The organism is Saccharothrix xinjiangensis (assembly GCF_039527585.1).
Lineage (GTDB): Bacteria > Actinomycetota > Actinomycetes > Mycobacteriales > Pseudonocardiaceae > Actinosynnema > Actinosynnema xinjiangensis.
In genome coordinates, this window is the sequence record NZ_BAAAKE010000007.1 from 278860 (window position 1) to 297116 (window position 18257).

At 75.0% G+C, this 18257-nt stretch carries 16 protein-coding genes; 10 read left to right on the forward strand and 6 right to left on the reverse strand.

Translation table 11 applies throughout. The features are described 5' to 3' along the window. Window positions 1-186: 186 nt before the first annotated feature. Window positions 187-2952, forward strand: coding sequence for an AAA family ATPase (locus ABD223_RS18425; protein ID WP_344037502.1), 2766 nt, complete (start codon window positions 187-189; stop codon window positions 2950-2952). Between the two features lie 58 nt (window positions 2953-3010). Here ABD223_RS18425 and ABD223_RS18430 read toward each other — a convergent pair whose 3' ends face one another. Further along, window positions 3011-4120: a glycoside hydrolase family 53 protein gene (locus ABD223_RS18430; protein ID WP_344037503.1), complete on the reverse strand. Its 1110-nt coding sequence runs from the start codon at window positions 4118-4120 to the stop codon at window positions 3011-3013. A gap of 197 nt (window positions 4121-4317) precedes the next feature. Here ABD223_RS18430 and ABD223_RS18435 point away from each other — a divergent pair, with 197 nt between their 5' ends. From ABD223_RS18435 to ABD223_RS18445, 3 genes are read left to right on the forward strand one after another with little or no spacing between them, the layout of a single operon-like run. Next, window positions 4318-4638, forward strand: coding sequence for a hypothetical protein (locus tag ABD223_RS18435; RefSeq protein WP_344037504.1), 321 nt, complete (start codon window positions 4318-4320; stop codon window positions 4636-4638). Next, window positions 4617-6035: an aminotransferase-like domain-containing protein gene (locus ABD223_RS18440; protein WP_344037505.1), complete on the forward strand. Its 1419-nt coding sequence runs from the start codon at window positions 4617-4619 to the stop codon at window positions 6033-6035. The genes ABD223_RS18435 and ABD223_RS18440 overlap by 22 nt, the downstream gene beginning before the upstream one ends. A 57-nt stretch (window positions 6036-6092) precedes the next feature. Continuing rightward, the gene (locus ABD223_RS18445; protein ID WP_344037506.1) at window positions 6093-6269 is read left to right on the forward strand and encodes a hypothetical protein; all 177 of its coding nucleotides are present in this window, start codon (window positions 6093-6095) and stop codon (window positions 6267-6269) included. A gap of 105 nt (window positions 6270-6374) precedes the next feature. Here ABD223_RS18445 and ABD223_RS18450 read toward each other — a convergent pair whose 3' ends face one another. From ABD223_RS18450 to ABD223_RS18465, 4 genes are all read right to left on the reverse strand, one after another. Continuing rightward, window positions 6375-7406 (reverse strand): hypothetical protein, encoded by a 1032-nt coding sequence (locus ABD223_RS18450; RefSeq protein WP_344037507.1) that lies wholly within the window; start codon window positions 7404-7406, stop codon window positions 6375-6377. Beyond that, a complete protein-coding gene (locus ABD223_RS18455; RefSeq protein WP_344037508.1) occupies window positions 7381-9240 on the reverse strand; it encodes a hypothetical protein in 1860 nt (619 codons plus the stop codon). The genes ABD223_RS18450 and ABD223_RS18455 overlap by 26 nt, the downstream gene beginning before the upstream one ends. Window positions 9241-9242: 2 nt before the next feature. Next, the gene (locus ABD223_RS18460) at window positions 9243-9461 is read right to left on the reverse strand and encodes a hypothetical protein (RefSeq protein WP_344037509.1); all 219 of its coding nucleotides are present in this window, start codon (window positions 9459-9461) and stop codon (window positions 9243-9245) included. Between the two features lie 66 nt (window positions 9462-9527). Next, window positions 9528-9701 carry a hypothetical protein gene (locus ABD223_RS18465; RefSeq protein WP_344037510.1) on the reverse strand — a complete coding sequence of 58 codons (174 nt, stop codon included), beginning with the start codon at window positions 9699-9701 and terminating at the stop codon, window positions 9528-9530. Window positions 9702-9739: 38 nt separating this feature from the next. On the opposite strand from ABD223_RS18465, the gene ABD223_RS18470 reads away from it, so the two are divergent. Further along, entirely contained in the window at window positions 9740-9871 is a 132-nt protein-coding gene (locus ABD223_RS18470; protein WP_344037511.1) for a hypothetical protein, read from the forward strand. Here the strand turns inward: ABD223_RS18470 and ABD223_RS18475 are convergent. After that, window positions 9834-10496 (reverse strand): hypothetical protein, encoded by a 663-nt coding sequence (locus ABD223_RS18475; protein ID WP_344037512.1) that lies wholly within the window; start codon window positions 10494-10496, stop codon window positions 9834-9836. The two genes, ABD223_RS18470 and ABD223_RS18475, sit on opposite strands and share 38 nt — an antisense overlap. 699 nt (window positions 10497-11195) lie before the next feature. Here ABD223_RS18475 and ABD223_RS18480 point away from each other — a divergent pair. The 5 genes from ABD223_RS18480 (at window position 11196) to ABD223_RS18500 (ending at window position 18234) form a co-directional block, all read left to right on the forward strand. Further along, window positions 11196-11945: a GH12 family glycosyl hydrolase domain-containing protein gene (locus ABD223_RS18480; protein ID WP_344037513.1), complete on the forward strand. Its 750-nt coding sequence runs from the start codon at window positions 11196-11198 to the stop codon at window positions 11943-11945. A 110-nt stretch (window positions 11946-12055) separates the two neighbouring features. Continuing rightward, window positions 12056-13006 (forward strand): S-methyl-5-thioribose-1-phosphate isomerase, encoded by a 951-nt coding sequence (gene mtnA / locus ABD223_RS18485; RefSeq protein WP_344037514.1) that lies wholly within the window; start codon window positions 12056-12058, stop codon window positions 13004-13006. Further along, complete coding sequence (locus tag ABD223_RS18490; RefSeq protein WP_344037515.1) at window positions 12987-14909, forward strand: bifunctional aldolase/short-chain dehydrogenase; 1923 nt, start codon at window positions 12987-12989, stop codon at window positions 14907-14909. Before mtnA ends, ABD223_RS18490 begins: the two co-directional genes overlap by 20 nt. Before the next feature lie 158 nt (window positions 14910-15067). Then, complete coding sequence (locus ABD223_RS18495; RefSeq protein WP_344037516.1) at window positions 15068-15850, forward strand: NPP1 family protein; 783 nt, start codon at window positions 15068-15070, stop codon at window positions 15848-15850. A 320-nt stretch (window positions 15851-16170) separates the two neighbouring features. After that, a complete protein-coding gene (locus ABD223_RS18500) occupies window positions 16171-18234 on the forward strand; it encodes a hypothetical protein (RefSeq protein WP_344037517.1) in 2064 nt (687 codons plus the stop codon). Window positions 18235-18257 lie beyond the last annotated feature (23 nt).

Genomic DNA, 18257 nt, shown 5'->3' on the forward strand with positions numbered 1-18257 from the left:
AACACCGAGGTGCCAGACTAGCGGGCCTTGACGGGGCAGGCGATCGCCTCTCCGGTGCAGGTCGGATCGCTCGTATGCCGTAATCCCGGCGACTCCCCGCCGAACCTTTCGCCTCACCTCCCGAAACCGCTCGCCCGGTGCTCCGGCGCCAGCTACCGTCTCGGACCCTACGGGGGGTGGGGCAGCGTGGCCGCTGGAGCACTGGTGGGGCGCGAGTCGGAGTTGGCCGCGGCCGCCGAGGCGCTGGGGGTGGCGGAGCGGCGCACCGCCCGGCTGGTGCTGTCCGGCGAGGCGGGCATCGGCAAGAGCTCGGTGTGGGAGCGCGTGCTGCGGGACGCCGCCGGGCGCGGGTTCGCGGTGCTGTCGTGCCGCCCGGTCGAGGCCGAGGCCCGCTTGGCGTTCGGCGGCCTGGTCGACCTGCTCGACCGCGTGCCCGACGACGCGCTGGCGGGCCTCCCCGAGCCGCAGCGGGTGGCGCTGGAGGTGGCGTTGCTGCGCCGCCGGGCCGACGACGACGTGGGCGACCCGCGCGCGGTGTGCCTGGGCGCGCTCAACGTCGTGCGGGCGCTGGCCGCGCGCACGCCCGTCGTGCTGGCCGTGGACGACGCGCAGTGGCTCGACGAGGCCAGCGCGCGGGTGCTGGAGTACGTGCTGCGCCGGCTCGTCGACGAGCGCGTGGCGGTGGTGGTGTCGGTCCGCTCCGGCGAGGACGACCGGCTGCCGCTCGGGCTGGCGGGCCAGGACCACGTGGAACACCTGCGGTTGACCGGGTTGAGCATCGGCGCCCTGCACCGGCTGGTCCGCTCCGCGTTCGGCTCGCCGCTGCCGCGCCCGACGCTGATCCGGCTGGAGCGGACCTCCGGCGGCAACCCGTTCTACGCCCTGGAGCTCGCCGGCGCGCTCGCCCGGGACGGCGACGCGACCGCGCCCGGCCTGCCGCTGCCCGCGTCGCGCGGCGTCGACGAGCTGCTGGCCGACCGGGTCGCCTCGCTGACCCCGGCCGGCCGGGAGGCGCTGCTGTACGCGGCGGCGCTGGCGCAGCCGACCCCGGACCTGGTGCGGCGCGCGATGCCCGACCCGGACGCGGCCGAGGACGCGCTCGCCGACGCCGAGGACCGCGGCGTCGTCGAGGTGCTGCCGGGCGCCGTCCGCTTCACCCACCCCCTGCTGCGCTCGACCGTCTACTCCGCCGCGCCGCCCGGCCGCAGGCGGCGGGCGCACCGCCGCCTGGCCGAGGTCGTGGACGACCCCGAGACCCGCGCGCTGCACCTGGCCCTCGGCGCGGCCGGACCGGACGCCGAGGTGGCGGAGGCGCTGGGTGAGGCCGCCTCGGCGGCCCAGTCGCGCGGCGCGCCCGAGACCGCGGCCCGGCTGTGGGAGCTGGCCGCCGGGCACGCGGTGGACCCGGTCCGCCGGGCGGCCCTGCTCGCGCCGGCCGCGCAGTGCCTGTTCTTCGCCGGTGACGCCAAGCGCGCCCGCGACCTGTTCGAGGCGGCCGTCGCGGACCTGCCCGACGGGCCGGAGCGGGTGGCGGCGCTGCTCGAACTGGCCGTCGTCGTGTTCTACGGCGACGGGCCGGTCGAGGCGACCGCCCTGGGCGACCGGGCGCTGGCCGGCGCGGGCGACGACCCGGTGCTGACCGCGACGGCCTACCTGCGCCGGTCGTGGTTCTGCCAGAACGACACCGCCCTGCGCTACCGCAACACCCGCCAGGCCCTGGCCGCGATCACCGGCCACGAGTCCGCCGCGCCCGACGACCTGGTGGCGTGCATCCTGACCAGCAGCGCCTACTACCGGCTGCTGGCCGGCGAGGGGCTGCCGGCCGAGGACCTGCGGCGGGCGGCGGACCTGGTCTCGCCGACCGCCCAGTCCCGCGACGCCAGGATGGCCCGCAGCCTCCTGCGGGTGATCACCAAGTACACCGACCCGGTCCGCGGGCGGCGGGAGTTCGAGCGGTCCCGCCGCGCCTCGCTGGACCGCGGTGACGAGGCGGTCGCCGTGCACGAGCTGGTCCACCTGGCCGAGCTGGACGTGTGGCTGGGCGACTGGGCCCTGGCCGACCGGGAGGCGGCGGAGGCCGTCGACGCCGCCGAGCAGGCCGGGCAGCGGCCGTGGGTCGCCTACTCCCTCTACACCCGCGCGCTCGTCGCCGCCCACCGCGGCGACGAGGGGACCGCGCACCGGGCGGCGACCGAGGGGCTGGGCATCGCCACCGAGCTGGACGACTCCTGGGTCACCGTGCACCTGAGGGCCGCGCTGGGCTTCACCGAGCTGTCCCGGCACGAGCCCGCCGCCGCCCGCGCGCACCTCACCGCGGCCCTGGAGGTGTGCGCGGACGTGGGGCTGGCCGACTTCCCGGTCAGCTCCCTGTACGGGGACCTGGTCGAGGCGACCGCGGAGCTGGGCCTGGTCGACGAGGCCGAGGCGCTGGCGGCCGACCTGGAACGCCGCCGCGACCGCGCGCCGCGACCGTGGGTCACCGCCGTGGCCGCCCGGTCGACCGCGCTGGTCCGCATGGCGCGCGGGGACCTGGCCGGCGCGCACGAGGCGCTGTCGGTCGAGCCGCCCCCGATGCCCTTCGAGCAGGCCCGCACCGACCTGGTGCGCGGCCGGGTGCTGCGGCGGCGCAAGGAGAAGCTGGCCGCGCGCGAGGCCCTGCTGGCGGCCAAGCGGGTGTTCGACGGGTTGGGCGCGCCCCGGTGGTCGGCGCGCGCGGACACCGAGCTGGGCAGGCTCGGGCTGCGCCGCGGCGACGAGCACGACCTGACCGCCACGGAGCTGCACATCGCCCGGTTGGTGGCGAGCGGGCTGAGCAACCGGGAGGTCGCCGCGGCGGCGTACGTGAGCACCAAGACCGTCGAAGCGCACCTGAGCCGGGTCTACCGCAAGACGGGCGTGCGCACCCGGCGCGAGCTGGCCCGGTTGGAGTTCCTCGGCGAGGGTCCCGGTTGAGCGGGAGCGGTGGGCGCGGCCGACCCCGGGTGGGGCGCCGCCCCACCCGGGAACCGCGTCACGGCGTCCAGCGGACGTTCGGGTTGATCCGGCCCGACCAGTCGAAGATCGCCATGTTGTCCCAACCGTTGCCGCTGCCGTTGATGTCGGCCGGGTCCCACCCGTTGCCGGGGACCGCGTGCCAGGTCGGCTCCCAGTAGAAGACGCCGATGGCGCCCGCGTTGCGCGCGGTGTTCTGCACGTGGGTGAAGTTGGTGGCCTGGCCGCTCCACGTCAGCGGGTAGTCGGCGCAGCCGGAGGTGATGGAGTTGCCGGTGCCGTCGGCGTTCGCGGAGGTGAATGGGTACGCCGTCTCCGCCAGCACGACGTCCTTGCCGTAACGGGAGCGCACGTCGGTGATGACGTTGTGGAGGTTGGCCATCGTGCCGTGCCACGAGCAGTAGTACGACAGCGCCGTGATGTCCCAGGGCACGCCCTTCGACCTGATCCCGTCGTAGAACCAGCGGGCGTGGTCGAGGTTGTCGGCGTTCGCCGTGTGGATCATGACCTTGGTGCCGCTGTGGCACGCCTTGGTGGCGTTGTACCCGGCTTTCAGCAGCAGGCTGAGGTTGGTGAAGTCGTTGTTGACCACCTTGCCCTCGTTCCACAGCATCCCGACGTTGATCTCGTTGCCGATCTGCACGCTGTCCGGCGTGGTGCCCTGGGCCTTGAGGCTGCTGCACACGTCGTGGGTGTAGTCGTAGACGTCGGTCTGCAAGCGGCCGATGTCGTGACCCGACCAGGCGGCCGGCTTGTGCTGCTTGCCGGGGTCGGCCCAGGTGTCCGAGTAGTGGAAGTCGACCAGCAGCTTGAGGCCCTTGGCCTTCACGGTCCTGGCGTAGGCCAGGACCTTCGCCTTGTTGTTGTAGCCGCTGCGCGGGTTGTTCCAGACGCGCAGGCGGACGTAGTTGACGCCCGCGCCCTTGAGGATGTCGAGCGGGTCCCGGGCCGTGCCGGACGCGTCGTAGTACCTCGCGCCCAGCTCCAGGGCGCGTTGCGCGGTCGAGACGTCGGCTCCGAGCATGGTCAGCGAACCGGCCGCGGAGACGGCCGGGGTGAGCGCGGTCAGGGGCAGCACGGCGGTCGCCAGGGCGAGGGCGGCCTTGGCCGCCCGGTGGGGTCCGGACATCCGATCTCCTTTGATCGAGGGTGCGGCGCCTGCGGCGGAACAGGGATGTGAACGTGCACAAAAATGGAAGCGCAGATACAACCGCAGATCAAGGCCGCATCTGCCACGAAGACTGGGAACGTGCACAGGGGGCGGCCGATCAACTGTGGGGTTGCTCCCCGATTCGTCGAGGGGTGTCGGGGGAGCACGCTCGTGGCATGGCGGAGACGGCGGAGTGGCGCTCGGCGCGGCTGTTCCTGGTGGAGTGCTACCTGCCCGGCGCGGACCCGGACGAGGTGGTGGCCGCGCTGCGCCGCGTGCTCGCCGAGGGTCGGGGGACCGCCGAGCTGACCTGTTGCCTGACCGTGCCGGGCGACGACAACTACTTCTGCCTGTTCACCGGGGACGGTCCGGAGGAGCTGGGGACGACCTTCGACCGGGCCGGGGTGCCCTTCGAGCGGATCGTCGAGGCCCGCCGGGTCGCCCACGCGCCGGCACTGCCGCACCAGGGGGGAAGATGCGCAGTTCACAGGGTTTGACCGTGCCGATCGAGCTGGACCGCGCCGCGCGCCGCCCGCTCCAGGACCAGCTGGCCGAGCAGCTGGCCGGCGCGGTCGACCGCGGGCTGCTCGACCGCGGCTGCCGGCTGCCGTCGACGCGGACGCTGGCCGAGCAGCTCCGGGTCTCGCGCGGGGTCGCGCTGGCGGCCTACGAGCTCCTCTACGTGCGGGGCTACCTGGAGGGGCGCCAGGGCTCGGGCAGCTACGTCGCCGCCCGCCGCGCCCGACCTGCCGCGGCCGGTCCGCCGGCGGCGCCCACGAGGCCCGACCGCGTCGACTGCACGCCGGGCCAGGCGACCCGCGAGCGGTTCCCGCTGGCCGCGTGGCGCGCGGCGTGGCGGCACGCCAGCTTCCGGCCGCCGCCGGTGAGCGCGCTGCCCCGCGGCGGCCTGCCGGAGCTGCGCCGGGCCGTGGCCGGGCACCTGCGGCGCACCCGCGGCCTGGCCTGCGACGAGCACGAGGTGCTGATCACCGCCGGGGTGCCGCACGGACTGCGGCTGGTGCTGGACGCGCTGGGCGGCGGTCGCGTGGCCGTCCAGGACCCCGCGCCGCCGGTGCTGCGGCAGGTGGTCGCGGACAGCGGCCACCGGCCCGTGGCGCTGCCGGTGGACCGGGACGGCGGGTGGACCGGCGCGGTGCCGCCCTCGTGCGCGGCCGTGCTGGTCTCACCGGACGGGCAGCAGCCGTTCGGCGCGGTCGTGTCGGCGTTGCGCCGCCAGCAGCTGGCGGACTGGGCGCGCCGCGAGGACGGCCTCCTGGTGGAGGTGGCCTGCGACCACGTCGCGCCCGCCGCCGCGCCGCTGCCCCGGCTGCTGCACCTGGCCGGGCCGTGCGCCGCGCTGGTGGGCGACTTCCGCGGCGTGTTCGCCCCGTCGCTGCGGGTCGGCTACGTGCTGGCGCACCGGGACCTGCTGGGCGACCTGGGCCGGTGCGCGCGCCAGGACGACGAGCAGCCGTCCCACGTGGCCCAGTCGGCCATGGCGCACCTGCTGGACGAAGGCCGCGTCGTGCGCCGCCTGCACCAGCTCGGGCGGCTGTTCGAGCGCAAGGACGCCCTGGTGCGCGCCGCGCTCGCGCCGCTGGGCCCCGCGGTGCGCCTCGCGCCGCCGGGCGCGGCGGGCACGGTCGTGGCGCACCTGCCCGACCGGCTCGACGCCGGGGCCGCGCACGCCGAGCTGCGCCGGCGCGGCGTGCTGGTGCCCACCCTGGCCTCGTTCCACCTGCCCGGCAGGCCGGCGGGCAACGGGCTGGTCCTCGGCCACGGCCACCTGCCCGACCGGGTGCTGCGCACGGTGCTGGACGAGCTGGTCGACGTGCTCGCCGCCGAAGACCTGACCGCCGACGACCTGACCACCGACCGGGCGATCGCCCTGTAGTCGTCCGCGCGCTCCGCGCGGGTTGTGCGCAAGAGGAAACGAAGGGGAGGAGTTCTCATGAACATCCGCAGGACCATCGCCGGCGCCGCGCTGGCACTGGCCGCCGCCGCGTCGCTCGCGACCACCGCCGAGGCGTTGACCTCGCAGGTCCGGGGCGCCGACACCGAGGTCGTCGCCCAGCAGCGCCCGGCCGACAGCCGGGGCAGCGGCTCGGGCGGGGGCAGCCCCTGGTAGACCGCCGCGGCGGGACACCGGAGGTCCGAGACGGGGCCGGCACCAACCCTGGGGGTGGTGCCGGCCCCTTTTCCCGGTCCCGGCCCGCCGGTCCGCCGCGTCCCCTCAGGACAGCGGGACGGTGTCGGTGTGCACCAGGCGGGTGGCGACGGTGCCGCCGCCGCCGTCGCGGTGCGCCTCGAACTCCTCGACCACCAGCCGCAGCGGACCGGCCCCGGTGGGCAGCGCCACCGCGCCCGACCACGTCAGCACGCCCGTGGCGGAGGTCGGGTCGGTCAGCGTGGCGGTGAAGCCGACGCCCGCCGGCTGCCACCGCAGCACCGGGTCGGTCACCCCGTCGAGCTGCCGCTCCACGGTCAGCCGGACCTCGTTGCGCGGGCCGCTGCCGGGTCCGATGGTCGCGCCGGGACCGGTCACCTGCACGGAGCGGGTGGAGCCGGCGCCGGTCACCACGACCGAGCGGTCCGGCGCGAGCTGCGCGAAGTCCGCGGTCACCGCGGCCGACAGGTGGCAGCCGAGCACCGACCTGGGCTGGAAGCGGGCCAGCGCCAGCCGCACGAACGGGAAGTAGCCCTCCAGCGCCGTGTCGTCCTGCCGGGTGATGTGGATGTCGCAGCACCACAGGCGGCGCGAGCCGTCGTAGGCCACGTCGTGCGCGGCGACCTTCAGCTCGGTGGTCGGGTGCTCGGGCACGGTCATGCCGGTGCTGAAGCAGGTGGCCGGCGGGAAGGAGCTGTGGAGCACGTCGTCGGCCACCGAGGTGGAGTGCTGCGCGGGGTCGTTGCCCCACGTGGTCACCGCGCCGCGCCGCACGCTCCGGCCCGGTGCGGGGTCCTCCCAGCGGAAGATCGGCACGACCTGGCGGACCACGGGCGCGGCGGGGCGCGCCGAGCTGGGGATGTCGTGCTCCACCACGGCGGGCGCGCTGCGCGTGTCGGGGCGGACGAACGCCACCTCCAGCACGCGGGGAGTGGCGAGCCTGCCGCCGGAGGTGCGCTCGAACCTGCCGGTGGCCGCGCCGGTGAACGAGACCTCCCGGTGCTCCCGGAAGAACTCGCTGACTGCGCGGAGAGCCGGAGCCGGTAGCTGTCGCCGGGCATGAGCCGCGCGGTCAGCAGGCGCGCCGACTCGTTCCACGTCCAGCCGGGCGTGCCCTGCCGGAGCCGGAGCCGGAAACCCTGGCGGTGGGCCAGGTGGCCGGGTCGACGGCGGTGATCGCGGTGGACGTGGCGCCGCCGGGCAGGCCGCGCACGAGGATCCGCTTGGCCAGCGGCTCGGGCAGGTAGGGCACCGCCGGCTGGTCGGTGTCGTAGCACCAGTGCCGGTCCGCGGGCGCGGGCAGGGCGCGAGCCGAGGAGTGCTGCTCCAGCACGGCGGCGTCCCGGGTGGCCGGCTCGGCGTAGCGGGTGGCGTCCACCGGCTCGAACCGGCGGAAGGTCTCCACCGGGGTGCTCGGCGCCGCGTCGGTGACCGCGTCGGCCTGCTCGGCCGTCAGCGAGTTGCCCGCGATGTCCACCGCCCGCGCCCGGAACCGGTACCGCCTGCCGAACCGCAGCCGTGGCAGCGCCCTGGGACCGAACTTGGCGTCGAACGGGAAGTCCGGGTCCAGCTCGACCTCGCCGCCGTTCTCGTCGCGCACGTCCCACCGGTAGCCGCGCACCACGTCGTCGGCGTTCAGCGCGATGTCGTCGGTGATCTCGTCGCCACCCGGGCCGAACGCGGCCTCGTCGACCGCCCGGCCCCGGTCGACCTTCGCCGCCAACCGGGCGGCGCGCGACAGCCTGCCCACCGAGAACCCGGCCGTGCGCAGCACCGGCAGCGCCTGCTCGTCCGGCGTGCTCGCGCTGCGCTTGCGCACCTGCCCGCCGCGCTCGACGCGCAGCCGGGTGACGGTGTCGGCGAACTCCCGCACGGCCGGCGCCGCGCTGTCCGGGTCGACCTGCACGACCGCGAACCGGTCGGGGTCGCCGACCCGCAGCAGCCCGTCGCGCAGGTCGCTGTCGGTGTCCTGCGGGGTCGCGGTGAACACGTGGCCCCGCGCGCCCTTGCCGATCCGGCACCGCATCGTGGGCCGCACGTGCACCGCGTCCGCGGAGCCCAGCAGCGGCTTGAGGTCGGTGACCACGCGCACCCGGGTGACCTGCTCGTTGCCGCGCGCCAGGCCCAGCAGGACCGGGTCGGTGGACCCCAGGTCCAGCACCAGGCCCAGCAGCCGCTGGAGGTGGTGGTGCTCGCGGGTCATCGCGACGACCTGGTGGAAGTCCGGCTCGGGCGCCGGCAGCGGCGGCAGGTCGCCGACGATCGGGGGCCGCCTGCGGTGGAACCGCTCGGCCTGGAGGAACGTCAGCGCCACGCCGTCGGCGGTCGCGGCGTCGCCCGGCCGGAACGGCACCGCCCACCCCGCCGGGTCCTGCGCGCCGAGGCTGAACATGCGCTCCAACTGGTCGCGCAGCCGCTTCTTGCGCTCCGGGCCGAGCCCGGCCCGGTCGCTGTCGAGCTCGAACCCGACGGGCCCGAACGCGTCGTCCGCGGTCAGCTCGTCCAGCGTCGGGAACCGCTCGGGCGTGCGCGCGCCGAACCGGCCGTAGCGCTGGTCGAGGAAATCGCGCACGTGGCGGGCGGGGTAGGAGCGGATGCGCCGCCGGGTGAACCTGGTCAGCGAGTGCCCGTTGACGCGCGACAGGTCGGTGAACAGGGCCGTCCAGCGCCCGCTGCCCGGTGCGGACACGCGCTTGGCCGCGGCGCGCACGGGTCTTCCGGTGCCGGGGTCGACGAGGTCGGGGAACTCCAGCTGGAACGCCGCCCCGGAGACCCGCGCGGGCCAGTTGGCCCAGTCCGGGAAGTCGATCAGCTCGCCGGGCGCGGGGTCGGGCAGCAGCCGCGGCGCCACGTGCAGGGAGAACCGCACCACGTCCAGGCCGGGGGTGATCCCGTTGGGCAGCACGGTCCAGGTGATGGTCTGCTCGTTCACGGTCAGGCTCCCACGGGTGCGAACGCGGCGCAGTAGGTGTTCCAGTCCTGCTGGGTGCACATCGCGCCGAAGTGGTGGGCGGGCGCTCCCGGCGCGGCCAGGGCGGCGCGGTCGCCGCCGGACGCGCGACGGGCGGCGGGCGCGGGCGTCTTGGCGAACTCGCGCCGGGTGCGGACGGTGAAGGTCTCGCTGAACAGCCACAACTCGATCGAGACGGTCACGCTCGCCTCGCCGACGAGCACCGAGCTGCGGTCGGCCTTCTCCTGGTAGGTCAGGTCCAGGTAGAACTAGACCGACACCTTGTGGCGCACCCGGCAGGCGATGGCGGTCTTGGCGCCGGTGGCCTGCGTGAACCGCAGGTGGTCGAACTCCAGGGTGATGACCCGCCACTCGCCCCGCGTCCCGAACAGGTGCAGGGCGAAGTCGCGCAGCTCGCCGTGGACCCGGTAGCCGGAGTCCACACCGGCCTTGCGCGGGTGGGTGTTAGGTGGAGAGCAGGGTGAGCGTCCTGGCGGACGGCTCGTTCGGCGGCAGGGGCAGCGGTTCGAACACCGGCAGCCTCGCGGGCCCGGACTGGACCGCGGGCGTCCAGCTCACCGTCCACTCGTCGGCGTCGACGTCCTCGCGGTAGCGGCGGCTCGTCTTCGGCTCGTCTTCGGCTCGTCGTCGGGGTTCTTGGTGCCGGTCAGCGCGGCGACCTCGGGCAGCCTCGGCACGGCCCGCTCCAGGTGCGGGTGGAACGGCGCCTTGCCGGCGGCCGGCAGGTCGCTCTTGGCGCCGGAGGAGACGTGCGAGTTGAACACGACCTGGTCGACGGTGGCGGTGGTGCTGCCGGCCGGGTGGCTGCCGGGTCGCGCCAGGGCGATCCGGCGGCCCCCGGTGTCGGCGGTGCGCACGGCGACGGGTTCGGCCTGGTCACCGGAGTCGTAGGCGTCGTGGATCCGGGTGAGCAGCTGGTCGGCCCCGGTGATCGCGGCGTCGGGCACGAACACGACGGTCGCGGTGGGGGCCAGGCGCGGCGCGAAACCGGTCCACCCCAGGAGGTTCTCCAGCGTGAGGGCCATCGGCAGCGCGGAGGTGATGTCGAAGGCCGGCCTGCTCGGCCCGGCCACCCTGGTGGGCAGCGGCAGGTCGCCCAGCCGCAGCCGGTCGGTCAACACCCGCTCCAGCACCGCCTGCGGCGGGAAGTGCACCACCAGGTAAGCGCTGCCGGCGGCGACCCGGCGCAGCCCGGCGCCGCCGGAGGTCTGGGCCACGTCGGCGTTGAAGCAGGTCGACGCGCAGGTTGAGCAGGTCCTCGCGGCGGCGCAGGTGCGGCGTCCGGGTCGCGTTGGCCGCCAACGCGACGTCGCCGCCGACCGCGCCCGGTGGTCCGCCCGACGAGGCGACCGCCGGCACCAGGCCGCCCGCGCCGGCCAGGAACAGGAACCGGCGGCGGTCGACGGTGCGGGGCCCGCCGTCCTGGATCCCGCCGTCCTGGGCCCCGCCGGGCAGGGGTTCGCCGGGGGACACGTGGTTCTCGTCCATCGCTGGTCCTCTCGTGTCCGGTCGCGCCGACCGAGCGTGGTGCCCGCCGCGTGCGGGTGGCAGGTCCACTGCCCGGCGGCCTGTGCAGGACCACTGAGCGACGAATGCCGGAGAAATGGTGGAAGAGAATTTTCGGGATACTTTCCACTGTTCAGGAAAGAGTGCGCCGAGAAAGGATTTTCCGCCAAAGGAGAATGGGTTCGCCGCGGTGCCGGATCGCGGGGCGGAACCGCTCGCCGCGGTTCTCCGGCGAAACGGGAACCGCTCCCGCCCCGTGCCGGAGCGGGCGCCGCCGGGCGGGCCGTCGCGGGGGAGGGGGCGTGCTTCACCGGAACGGACTGTGCGCCGGACGCGTGCGGGGGTTACCTTGGGAGCGCTCCCAGAGCGCTCTGCGCCATCGCCGCCGCGGATCCTTCGAGAGGAGTTCCATGCGAAGCACCTTCCGGTCCCTCGCGCTGACCGGCCTGCTGGCCGCCGGCGCGCTCGTGTCCGCCGCCGGGCCGGCCCAGGCCGACGTGACGATCTGCCAGCAGTACGGGACGACCACCATCCAGGGCCGCTACGTGGTCCAGAACAACCGGTGGGGTTCCTCCGCCACGCAGTGCATCAACGTCACCTCGACCGGGTTCCAGCTCACCCAGCAGCAGGGCTCGGCCCCCACCAACGGCGCGCCCCTGTCCTACCCGTCGGTCTACCTCGGCTGCCACTACGGCAACTGCTCGCCGGGGTCGAACCTGCCCATGCAGGTCAGCCGCATCCGCAGCGCGACGTCGTCGATCAACTACCGGTACGCGGGCGGCACCTACAACGCCTCGTACGACATCTGGCTCGACCCCACGCCGAAGACCACCGGGGTGAACCAGATGGAGATCATGATCTGGTTCAACCGCCAGGGCTCGATCCAGCCGATCGGCAGCGCCGTGGGCAACGCCACGGTCGGCGGCCGCACCTGGCAGGTCTGGCGCGGCAACAACGGCGGCAACAACGTGATCTCCTACGTCGCGCCCTCGCCCATCACGTCGTGGTCGTTCAACGTGCTCGACTTCATCAACGACGTGCGCAACCGCGGCGCGATCACCAACTCCTGGTACCTGACCAGCATCCAGGCCGGTTTCGAGCCGTGGAACGGCGGCACGGGCCTGGCGGTCGACAACTTCTCGGCCTCGGTCAGCGGGTAGCGGCGGACCGGGGTGCGCCCGACCGCCAGGGCGCACCCCGCGTCGGGCCCATGATCGTCCGTTCGTGTCGCCCGCTTCCCCGGACCGGCCCGGCTCGGCACACTCGGACCATGCGGACGATCGACTGGGCGGACGGCCGGGTCATCGCGATCGACCAGACCCTGCTCCCCGACGAGCTGACGACGCTGCGCATCGACACGGTCGACCAGCTCGTCCACGCCATCCGCCGGTTGGCCATCCGGGGCGCGCCCGCGCTCGGCGTGGCCGGCGCGCTCGGCGTGGCGCTGGCCGCGTGCGGCGGCGGGGACGTCCGGGCCCAGGCGGCCCGGCTGCGCTCCGCCCGCCCGACCGCGGTCAACCTCGCCTGGGGCGTCGACCGGGTCCTGGCGCGGCTCGACGAGGGCCTGGACGCCGTGGTCGCCGAGGCCGTCCACGTGCTGGAGGACGACGTCCGCCGCAACCGCGCCCTCGGCCTGCGCGGCGCGCGCTGGCTGGTCGACCGGCTCGGCGGGCCGGTCAACGTGCAGACCCACTGCAACGCGGGCGCGCTGGCCTGCGTCGAGTGGGGCACCGCGCTCGGCGTGGTCCGCGCGCTTCGGGATGCCGAAGCCCTGGGCCACGTCTACGTCGACGAGACCAGGCCGCTGCTCCAGGGCAGCAGGCTGACCGCGTGGGAGCTGGCCCGGATGGGCGTCGGGCACACCGTGGTCGTCGACTCCGCGGGACCGACCGTGATCGCCCGCGGCCTGGCCGACGCGGTCGTCGTCGGCGCGGACCGGATCGCGGCCAACGGCGACGTGGTCAACAAGATCGGCACCTACCCGCTGGCCCTGGCCGCGGCCAGGGCGGGCATCCCGTTCCTCGTCGCCGCGCCCGAGTCGACCATCGACCCTGCCACCCCGGACGGCGCGGGGGTCGAGATCGAGGTCCGCGACCCCGCCGAGGTGGTCGGCGACCGCCCCACCGCCGCGCTGAACTACGCCTTCGACGTCACCCCGGCCGACCTGGTCACGGCCATCATCACCGACGAGCGGACGATCAGTGGACAACCGCTGGGCTGACCCCGGGACGGACCCCCTCGACGCCTGCGTGCACGGCTCCCGGCTGCTCGGCCGCGAACCGTCGCTGGTCCTGCACGGCGGCGGCAACACCTCGGTCAAGGCGGTCGTCACCGACCTCACCGGCCGCCGGGTGGACGTGCTGCACGTCAAGGGCAGCGGCTGGGACCTGGCGGACATCGAACGCGCCGGGTTCGCGCCCCTGAGGCTCGACCGGCTGCGCGAGCTGCTGACCGTGCCCGACCTGCCCGACGACCGGATGATGAACGAGCTGCGGTGCGCCCTGCTCGACGCGAGCGCGCCCGACCCCAGCGTCGAGACCCTGCTGCACGCGCTCCTGCCGCACCCCGCCGTGCTGCACACCCACGCCGACGCCGTGATCACGCTGACCAACCTGCGCGAGCCCCTCGTCGAAGAGGTCTTCGGCGACCGCGTCGTGGTCGTCCCCTACGTCATGCCGGGTTTCGCCCTCGCCCGCGAATGCGCCCGGTCGTTCGCCGAACAGGCCCATGAGCGCACGATCGGCGTGGTCCTGGCGAACCACGGCCTGTTCACCTTCGGCGAGGACACCGAACAGGCCTACGCCCGGCACGTCGAGCTGGTCAGCGCCGCCGAGGCCCACCTGGCGCGCCGCCGCCCCACCCGCGCGCCCGCGTCCCTGCCCCGCGTCGACCCCCGCGACCTCGCCGCCCTCCGCGCGGAGATCTCGGCGGCCGCCGGTCACCCGATGGTCGTCACCAGGCACACCGACCCCGCCACGGCGGCCTTCGTCGCCAGGCCCGACCTGGCCGACGTCGCCACCCGCGGCCCGGCGACACCCGACCACGTCATCCGCACCAAGCGGGTGCCGCTGGTCGGCCGGGACGTCGGGGGCTACGCCGCCGAGTACCGCCGCTACTTCGAGCGGCACGCGCGACCGGGCCTGACCATGCTCGACCCGGCGCCCCGCGTCGTGCTCGACCCCGAACTCGGGATGCTCACCGCCGGCCGGCGGGCCGCGGACGCCGACATCGCCCGCGACATCTACGCGCACACCATCGACATCATCGAGCACGCCGAAGAACTCGGCGGGTACCGCGCCCTGCCGCCGGCGAACCTGTTCGAGATGGAGTACTGGGAGCTGGAGCAGGCCAAGCTCCGGCGGGCGGGCCCACCGGCGGAGTTCACCGGCGAGGTCGCCCTCGTCACCGGCGCCGCCTCCGGCATCGGCCGGGCCTGCGCCGACGCGCTGCGCGCCAGGGGCGCGTGCGTGATCGGCCTGGACCTCACCCCGACCGGGAGCCGCACCGACTACCTGGGCCTCCGGGTCGACGTCACCGACACGGCGGCGGTGGAGGACGCGATCCGGCGCGGCGTCGAGCGGTTCGGCGGGCTGGACGTCGTGATCGCCTCCGCCGGCGTGTTCCCCGGCGACACGCCCATCGCCGACCTCGACGCTGACTCGTGGCGGCGCACCATGTCGGTCAACGCCGAGGCCACCGCGATGCTGTTCCGCGCGGCGCACCCGTTCCTCCGGCTGGCGCCGCGCGGCGGCCGGGTCGTCGTCATCGCGTCGAAGAACGCGCCCGCGCCGGGTCCGGGCGCCGCCGCGTACTCGGCGTCGAAGGCCGCGGTCACCCAACTGGCCAGGGTCGCCGCCCTGGAGTGGGCGCCCGACGGCATCCGGGTCAACGCGGTCCACCCCGACGCGGTCTTCGACACCGGCCTGTGGACCGAGGAGGTCCTCGCCCGGCGCGCCGCGCACTACGGCCTCGACGTCGAGGCCTACAAGCGGCGGAACCTGCTGGGCGCGGAGGTCACCAGCGCCGCGGTCGGCAGGCTCGTCGCGGAGATGTGCTCGGACACCTTCGCCTGCACCACCGGCGCCCAGGTGCCCGTCGACGGCGGCAACGACCGAGTGGTGTAGACCAGCAGCCCGCTGTTCGCCGGTTGTTCGCCCCGGTGCGACCATCGGCGGGTTGACGGTGCGGCCCCGTGCCGCGAACCTCGTCACCGGCCGGTCGATCTCCGCGACGCCGGCCCTGACGCTCGTGCCGCTCGACACGGATGGAGAGCATGGTCGCCGTGACCGCCAAGACGACGGACCGGATCCGAACCACCCCGAGGAAACTGCTGACCGCGCTGCTGGGCGCCACCCTGCTGGCGGTCCTCGTGCCCGGGATCGCCTGGGCGGAGCCGCCGCAGGCGCTGCCCGCGAGCGCCGCCGCCGCCGACGCCAAGTGGCAGCCCGCCTTCGACTACGACACCGACGGCTGCTACCCGACCCCGGCCATCTCGCCGACCGGGGCGATCGCGACGGGCCTGAACAACTCCGGCGCCCTCAACGGCCAGTGCCGCGACCAGTCCGACCTGGACAACACCAACTCGTACTCGCGCTCCAAGTGCAACAACGGTTGGTGCGCCTACCTCTACGACCTCTACTTCGAGAAGGACCAGGCCGTGCCGGGCCTCGACTGCTGCGGCCACCGGCACGACATCGAGCACGTCGTCGTGTGGGTCAGCAACGACCAGGCGCAGTACGTCTCCACCTCGGCGCACGGCAAGTACTCGACCTACCCGCGCTCCCAGGTCTCCTGGGAGGGCACGCACCCCAAGATCGTCTACCACAAGGACGGCCTGAGCACGCACTGCTTCCGCCTCGCGAGCTCGACCGAGCAGCCGGAGAACCACTACGGCGCCTGGCAGTACCCGGACCTGGTCAGCTGGGACCACTTCCCGCCGGGCATCAGGGACATCCTCGTGAACGCCAACTTCGGCAGCGCGAGCCTGGCCATCAAGGACAGCGCGTTCAACAACAACCTGGCGCAGGCCAAGCCGAGCGGCATCCCGTTCAACCCGCACGCCTGACGACCGGGAAACCCGCCACCGGGGGCAACAGCTCCCGGTGGCGGGTTTTTCCTTGCCACCACCGCTGTTCCGGTCGATCCCGGTACCGGGCCGGGTGCCGGGACCACCGCCGCCGCGTCGGGCGGGCGGCAGCCTCGAACCGGTCGGACCCGCGTCGTCGTGGGCGAGGTCCGCGGAGCAGGTCCTCGCGGCCCGACGAGGCCCGTGGGAAAGGGCTGCCGCCGAGTGGAATCCCCGGCTCCTCTTTGGTGTGAATGCGCGACGGATTCCCGATTTCCGGTTGTCCGACAAGTACTCTCGTGCGAAGCGCGGGGGTGGACATGGGTGTTTTCCGACGCGACCGGGCAGCGGCGCGAATCGTGTGGAACGGGTTCGACGGCCACGCGGGCGAGGTCACGCAGATCGGCGTGGTCAACGGCGACGTCGTGACCGGGGGTCCCGCCCCGGGCGGCGCCGCGGACGGCCTGGCGGCCGTGGTGGGCCGGCAGTGGGAGGCCGAGGCCGCGATCCGCTCGCTGCGCAGGCCGGAGCCGCTGCGCCTGCGCTGGGCACCCACCCGCCGCCCGGTCGCCTGCCCGGTCGCGCCCGTCGTCGCGGGCGGCGACCTCGACGACCTGGCCGGGTTGTTCGCCTCGGCGGACCGGCGGCTGGTGGTCCTCGGCGGGCCCGGCGCGGGGAAGTCGGCGACGGCCCTGCTGCTCACCCTGGACCTGCTCGCCCGGCGCCGCCCCGGCGAGCCCGTGCCGGTGCTGCTCTCGCCGTCGTCGTGGGACCCGCGCGGCGAGCACCTGGAGGACTGGATCATCCGGCGGTTGGAGTCCGACCACCCGGCCCTGCGGAACCGGAGGGCCCACGGCCGCCACGCCGCGCGCCGCCTGGTGGCCGAGCAGCGCCTCGTGCCGCTGCTCGACGGGTTGGACGAACTGCCGCACGCCCTGCTCGCGCCCGCGCTGGAGGGCGTCCACCGCGCGTTCGGCCGGGGCCGGCCGCTGGTGCTGACGTGCCGCGGCGACGAGTACGAGGACGCCGTGCGCGAGGGTGGCGAGGCCCTGCCCGCGGCCGCCGTGGTCGAGCTGGAACCCGTCGCCGCCGACGACGCGATCGAGTTCCTGTCCGCCTCGTCGCCGCGGGCCGCCCGGCGCTGGGCGCCGGTGCTCGACCAGTTGCGCGCGGCGCCGGGTTCGGCGCTCACGCGGTCCCTGTCGAACCCCTTGGCGATCAACCTCGCCCGCACCGTCTACGCCGGGCCCGACCGCGACCCCGCCGAGCTGACCGACCCGCGGCGGTTCGCCGAGCCCGCCGACGTGGAGCGGCACCTGCTCGACTCGCTGGTGACCGCGGTCTACGGCGACCCGCCCGCGCCACCGCCCCGGCTCGCGCCGCTGCCCGCGCGCACCGGTCGGTACCCGGCCGACCGGGCGCGCCGCTGGCTGACCTTCCTGGCCCGCAACGCCACCGGGCCGGCCGGCCGCGACATCGCCTGGTGGCGGCTGCCCCGGCCCCGCCTCGTCCTCGTGCCCGCCCTCGCCGGCCCGCTCTTCTGGGCGGCGGTCGGCGAGGCCTCGTCCCTCGCGTCCGGCTTCGCGATCGGGTTCGCGTTCACCTGGCTGGTCGGGGTCGCGCGGAAGCGGGCGCCGCTGCGCCACCTGCTCCTCGCGCCCGTGGTGCTGGGCACGGCCACCTGGTTCCTCGACTACGCCCACCCCGCACCGGCCTGGGAGACCGCGGTGACCGGGGTGGCGCTCGTGCTGCTGGTCGGCATCGCCTCGTCGGGGCAGCGCCCGCCGCACCGCCTCGGCCCGCGCGTCAGGGGCCGAGGCGGGACGATCACGTCCCGGGTGGTCCTCGGCCTGCTGTTCGCGGCGGTGACCGCGACCGGGGCGCTCCTGGCGACCGGGGTCGAGGACCCGCGGGACTGGTGGGCGCCCGTCGCCCTCGGCGTGGTGGTGGCCGCGGCCGTCGGGCTCGGGACGTGGCTGACCGCCCCGCCGGACGCGTTCAGCGTGCCCCGGCCCGGCAGGTCGCTGCGCGGTGACGTCGTGTCGACCGCCGTGTGCCTGCTCTCCTGGGCCGTGGCGTTCCAGCTGCCCGTGCTGTTCGCGGCGGTGGTGATCGGCCGGCCCGTCCAGGGCTGGCACGTGGTCGCGGCCCTGGGGTTCGGCCTGGGCACGGGCCTCGGGTACGTGGTCGGCAACGCCTCGGTGCTGTACGCGGCGTCACTGGCCTGGTGGGCGTTGTGCGGCAGGCTCCCGTGGCGGCTGGTGCGGTTCCTCGACGACGCCCACCGGCGCGGGGTGCTCCGGCAGACCGGGGCGATCTACCAGTTCCGGCACACCCGCCTCCAGCAGCACCTGGCCGAGGAGCGGACGCCCGCGCCGGCGTGAAGCCGTGCCCGTTGCGCCGGTGC

Coding starts and splice junctions, on each gene's coding strand:
- ABD223_RS18430 (WP_344037503.1), bottom strand. CDS start 4,120: ATGTCCGGACCCCACCGGGCGGCCAAGGCCGCCCTCGCCCTGGCGACC.
- ABD223_RS18440 (WP_344037505.1), top strand. CDS start 4,617: ATGCGCAGTTCACAGGGTTTGACCGTGCCGATCGAGCTGGACCGCGCC.
- ABD223_RS18445 (WP_344037506.1), top strand. CDS start 6,093: ATGAACATCCGCAGGACCATCGCCGGCGCCGCGCTGGCACTGGCCGCC.
- ABD223_RS18480 (WP_344037513.1), top strand. CDS start 11,196: ATGCGAAGCACCTTCCGGTCCCTCGCGCTGACCGGCCTGCTGGCCGCC.
- ABD223_RS18435 (WP_344037504.1), top strand. CDS start 4,318: ATGGCGGAGACGGCGGAGTGGCGCTCGGCGCGGCTGTTCCTGGTGGAG.
- mtnA (WP_344037514.1), top strand. CDS start 12,056: ATGCGGACGATCGACTGGGCGGACGGCCGGGTCATCGCGATCGACCAG.
- ABD223_RS18500 (WP_344037517.1), top strand. CDS start 16,171: ATGGGTGTTTTCCGACGCGACCGGGCAGCGGCGCGAATCGTGTGGAAC.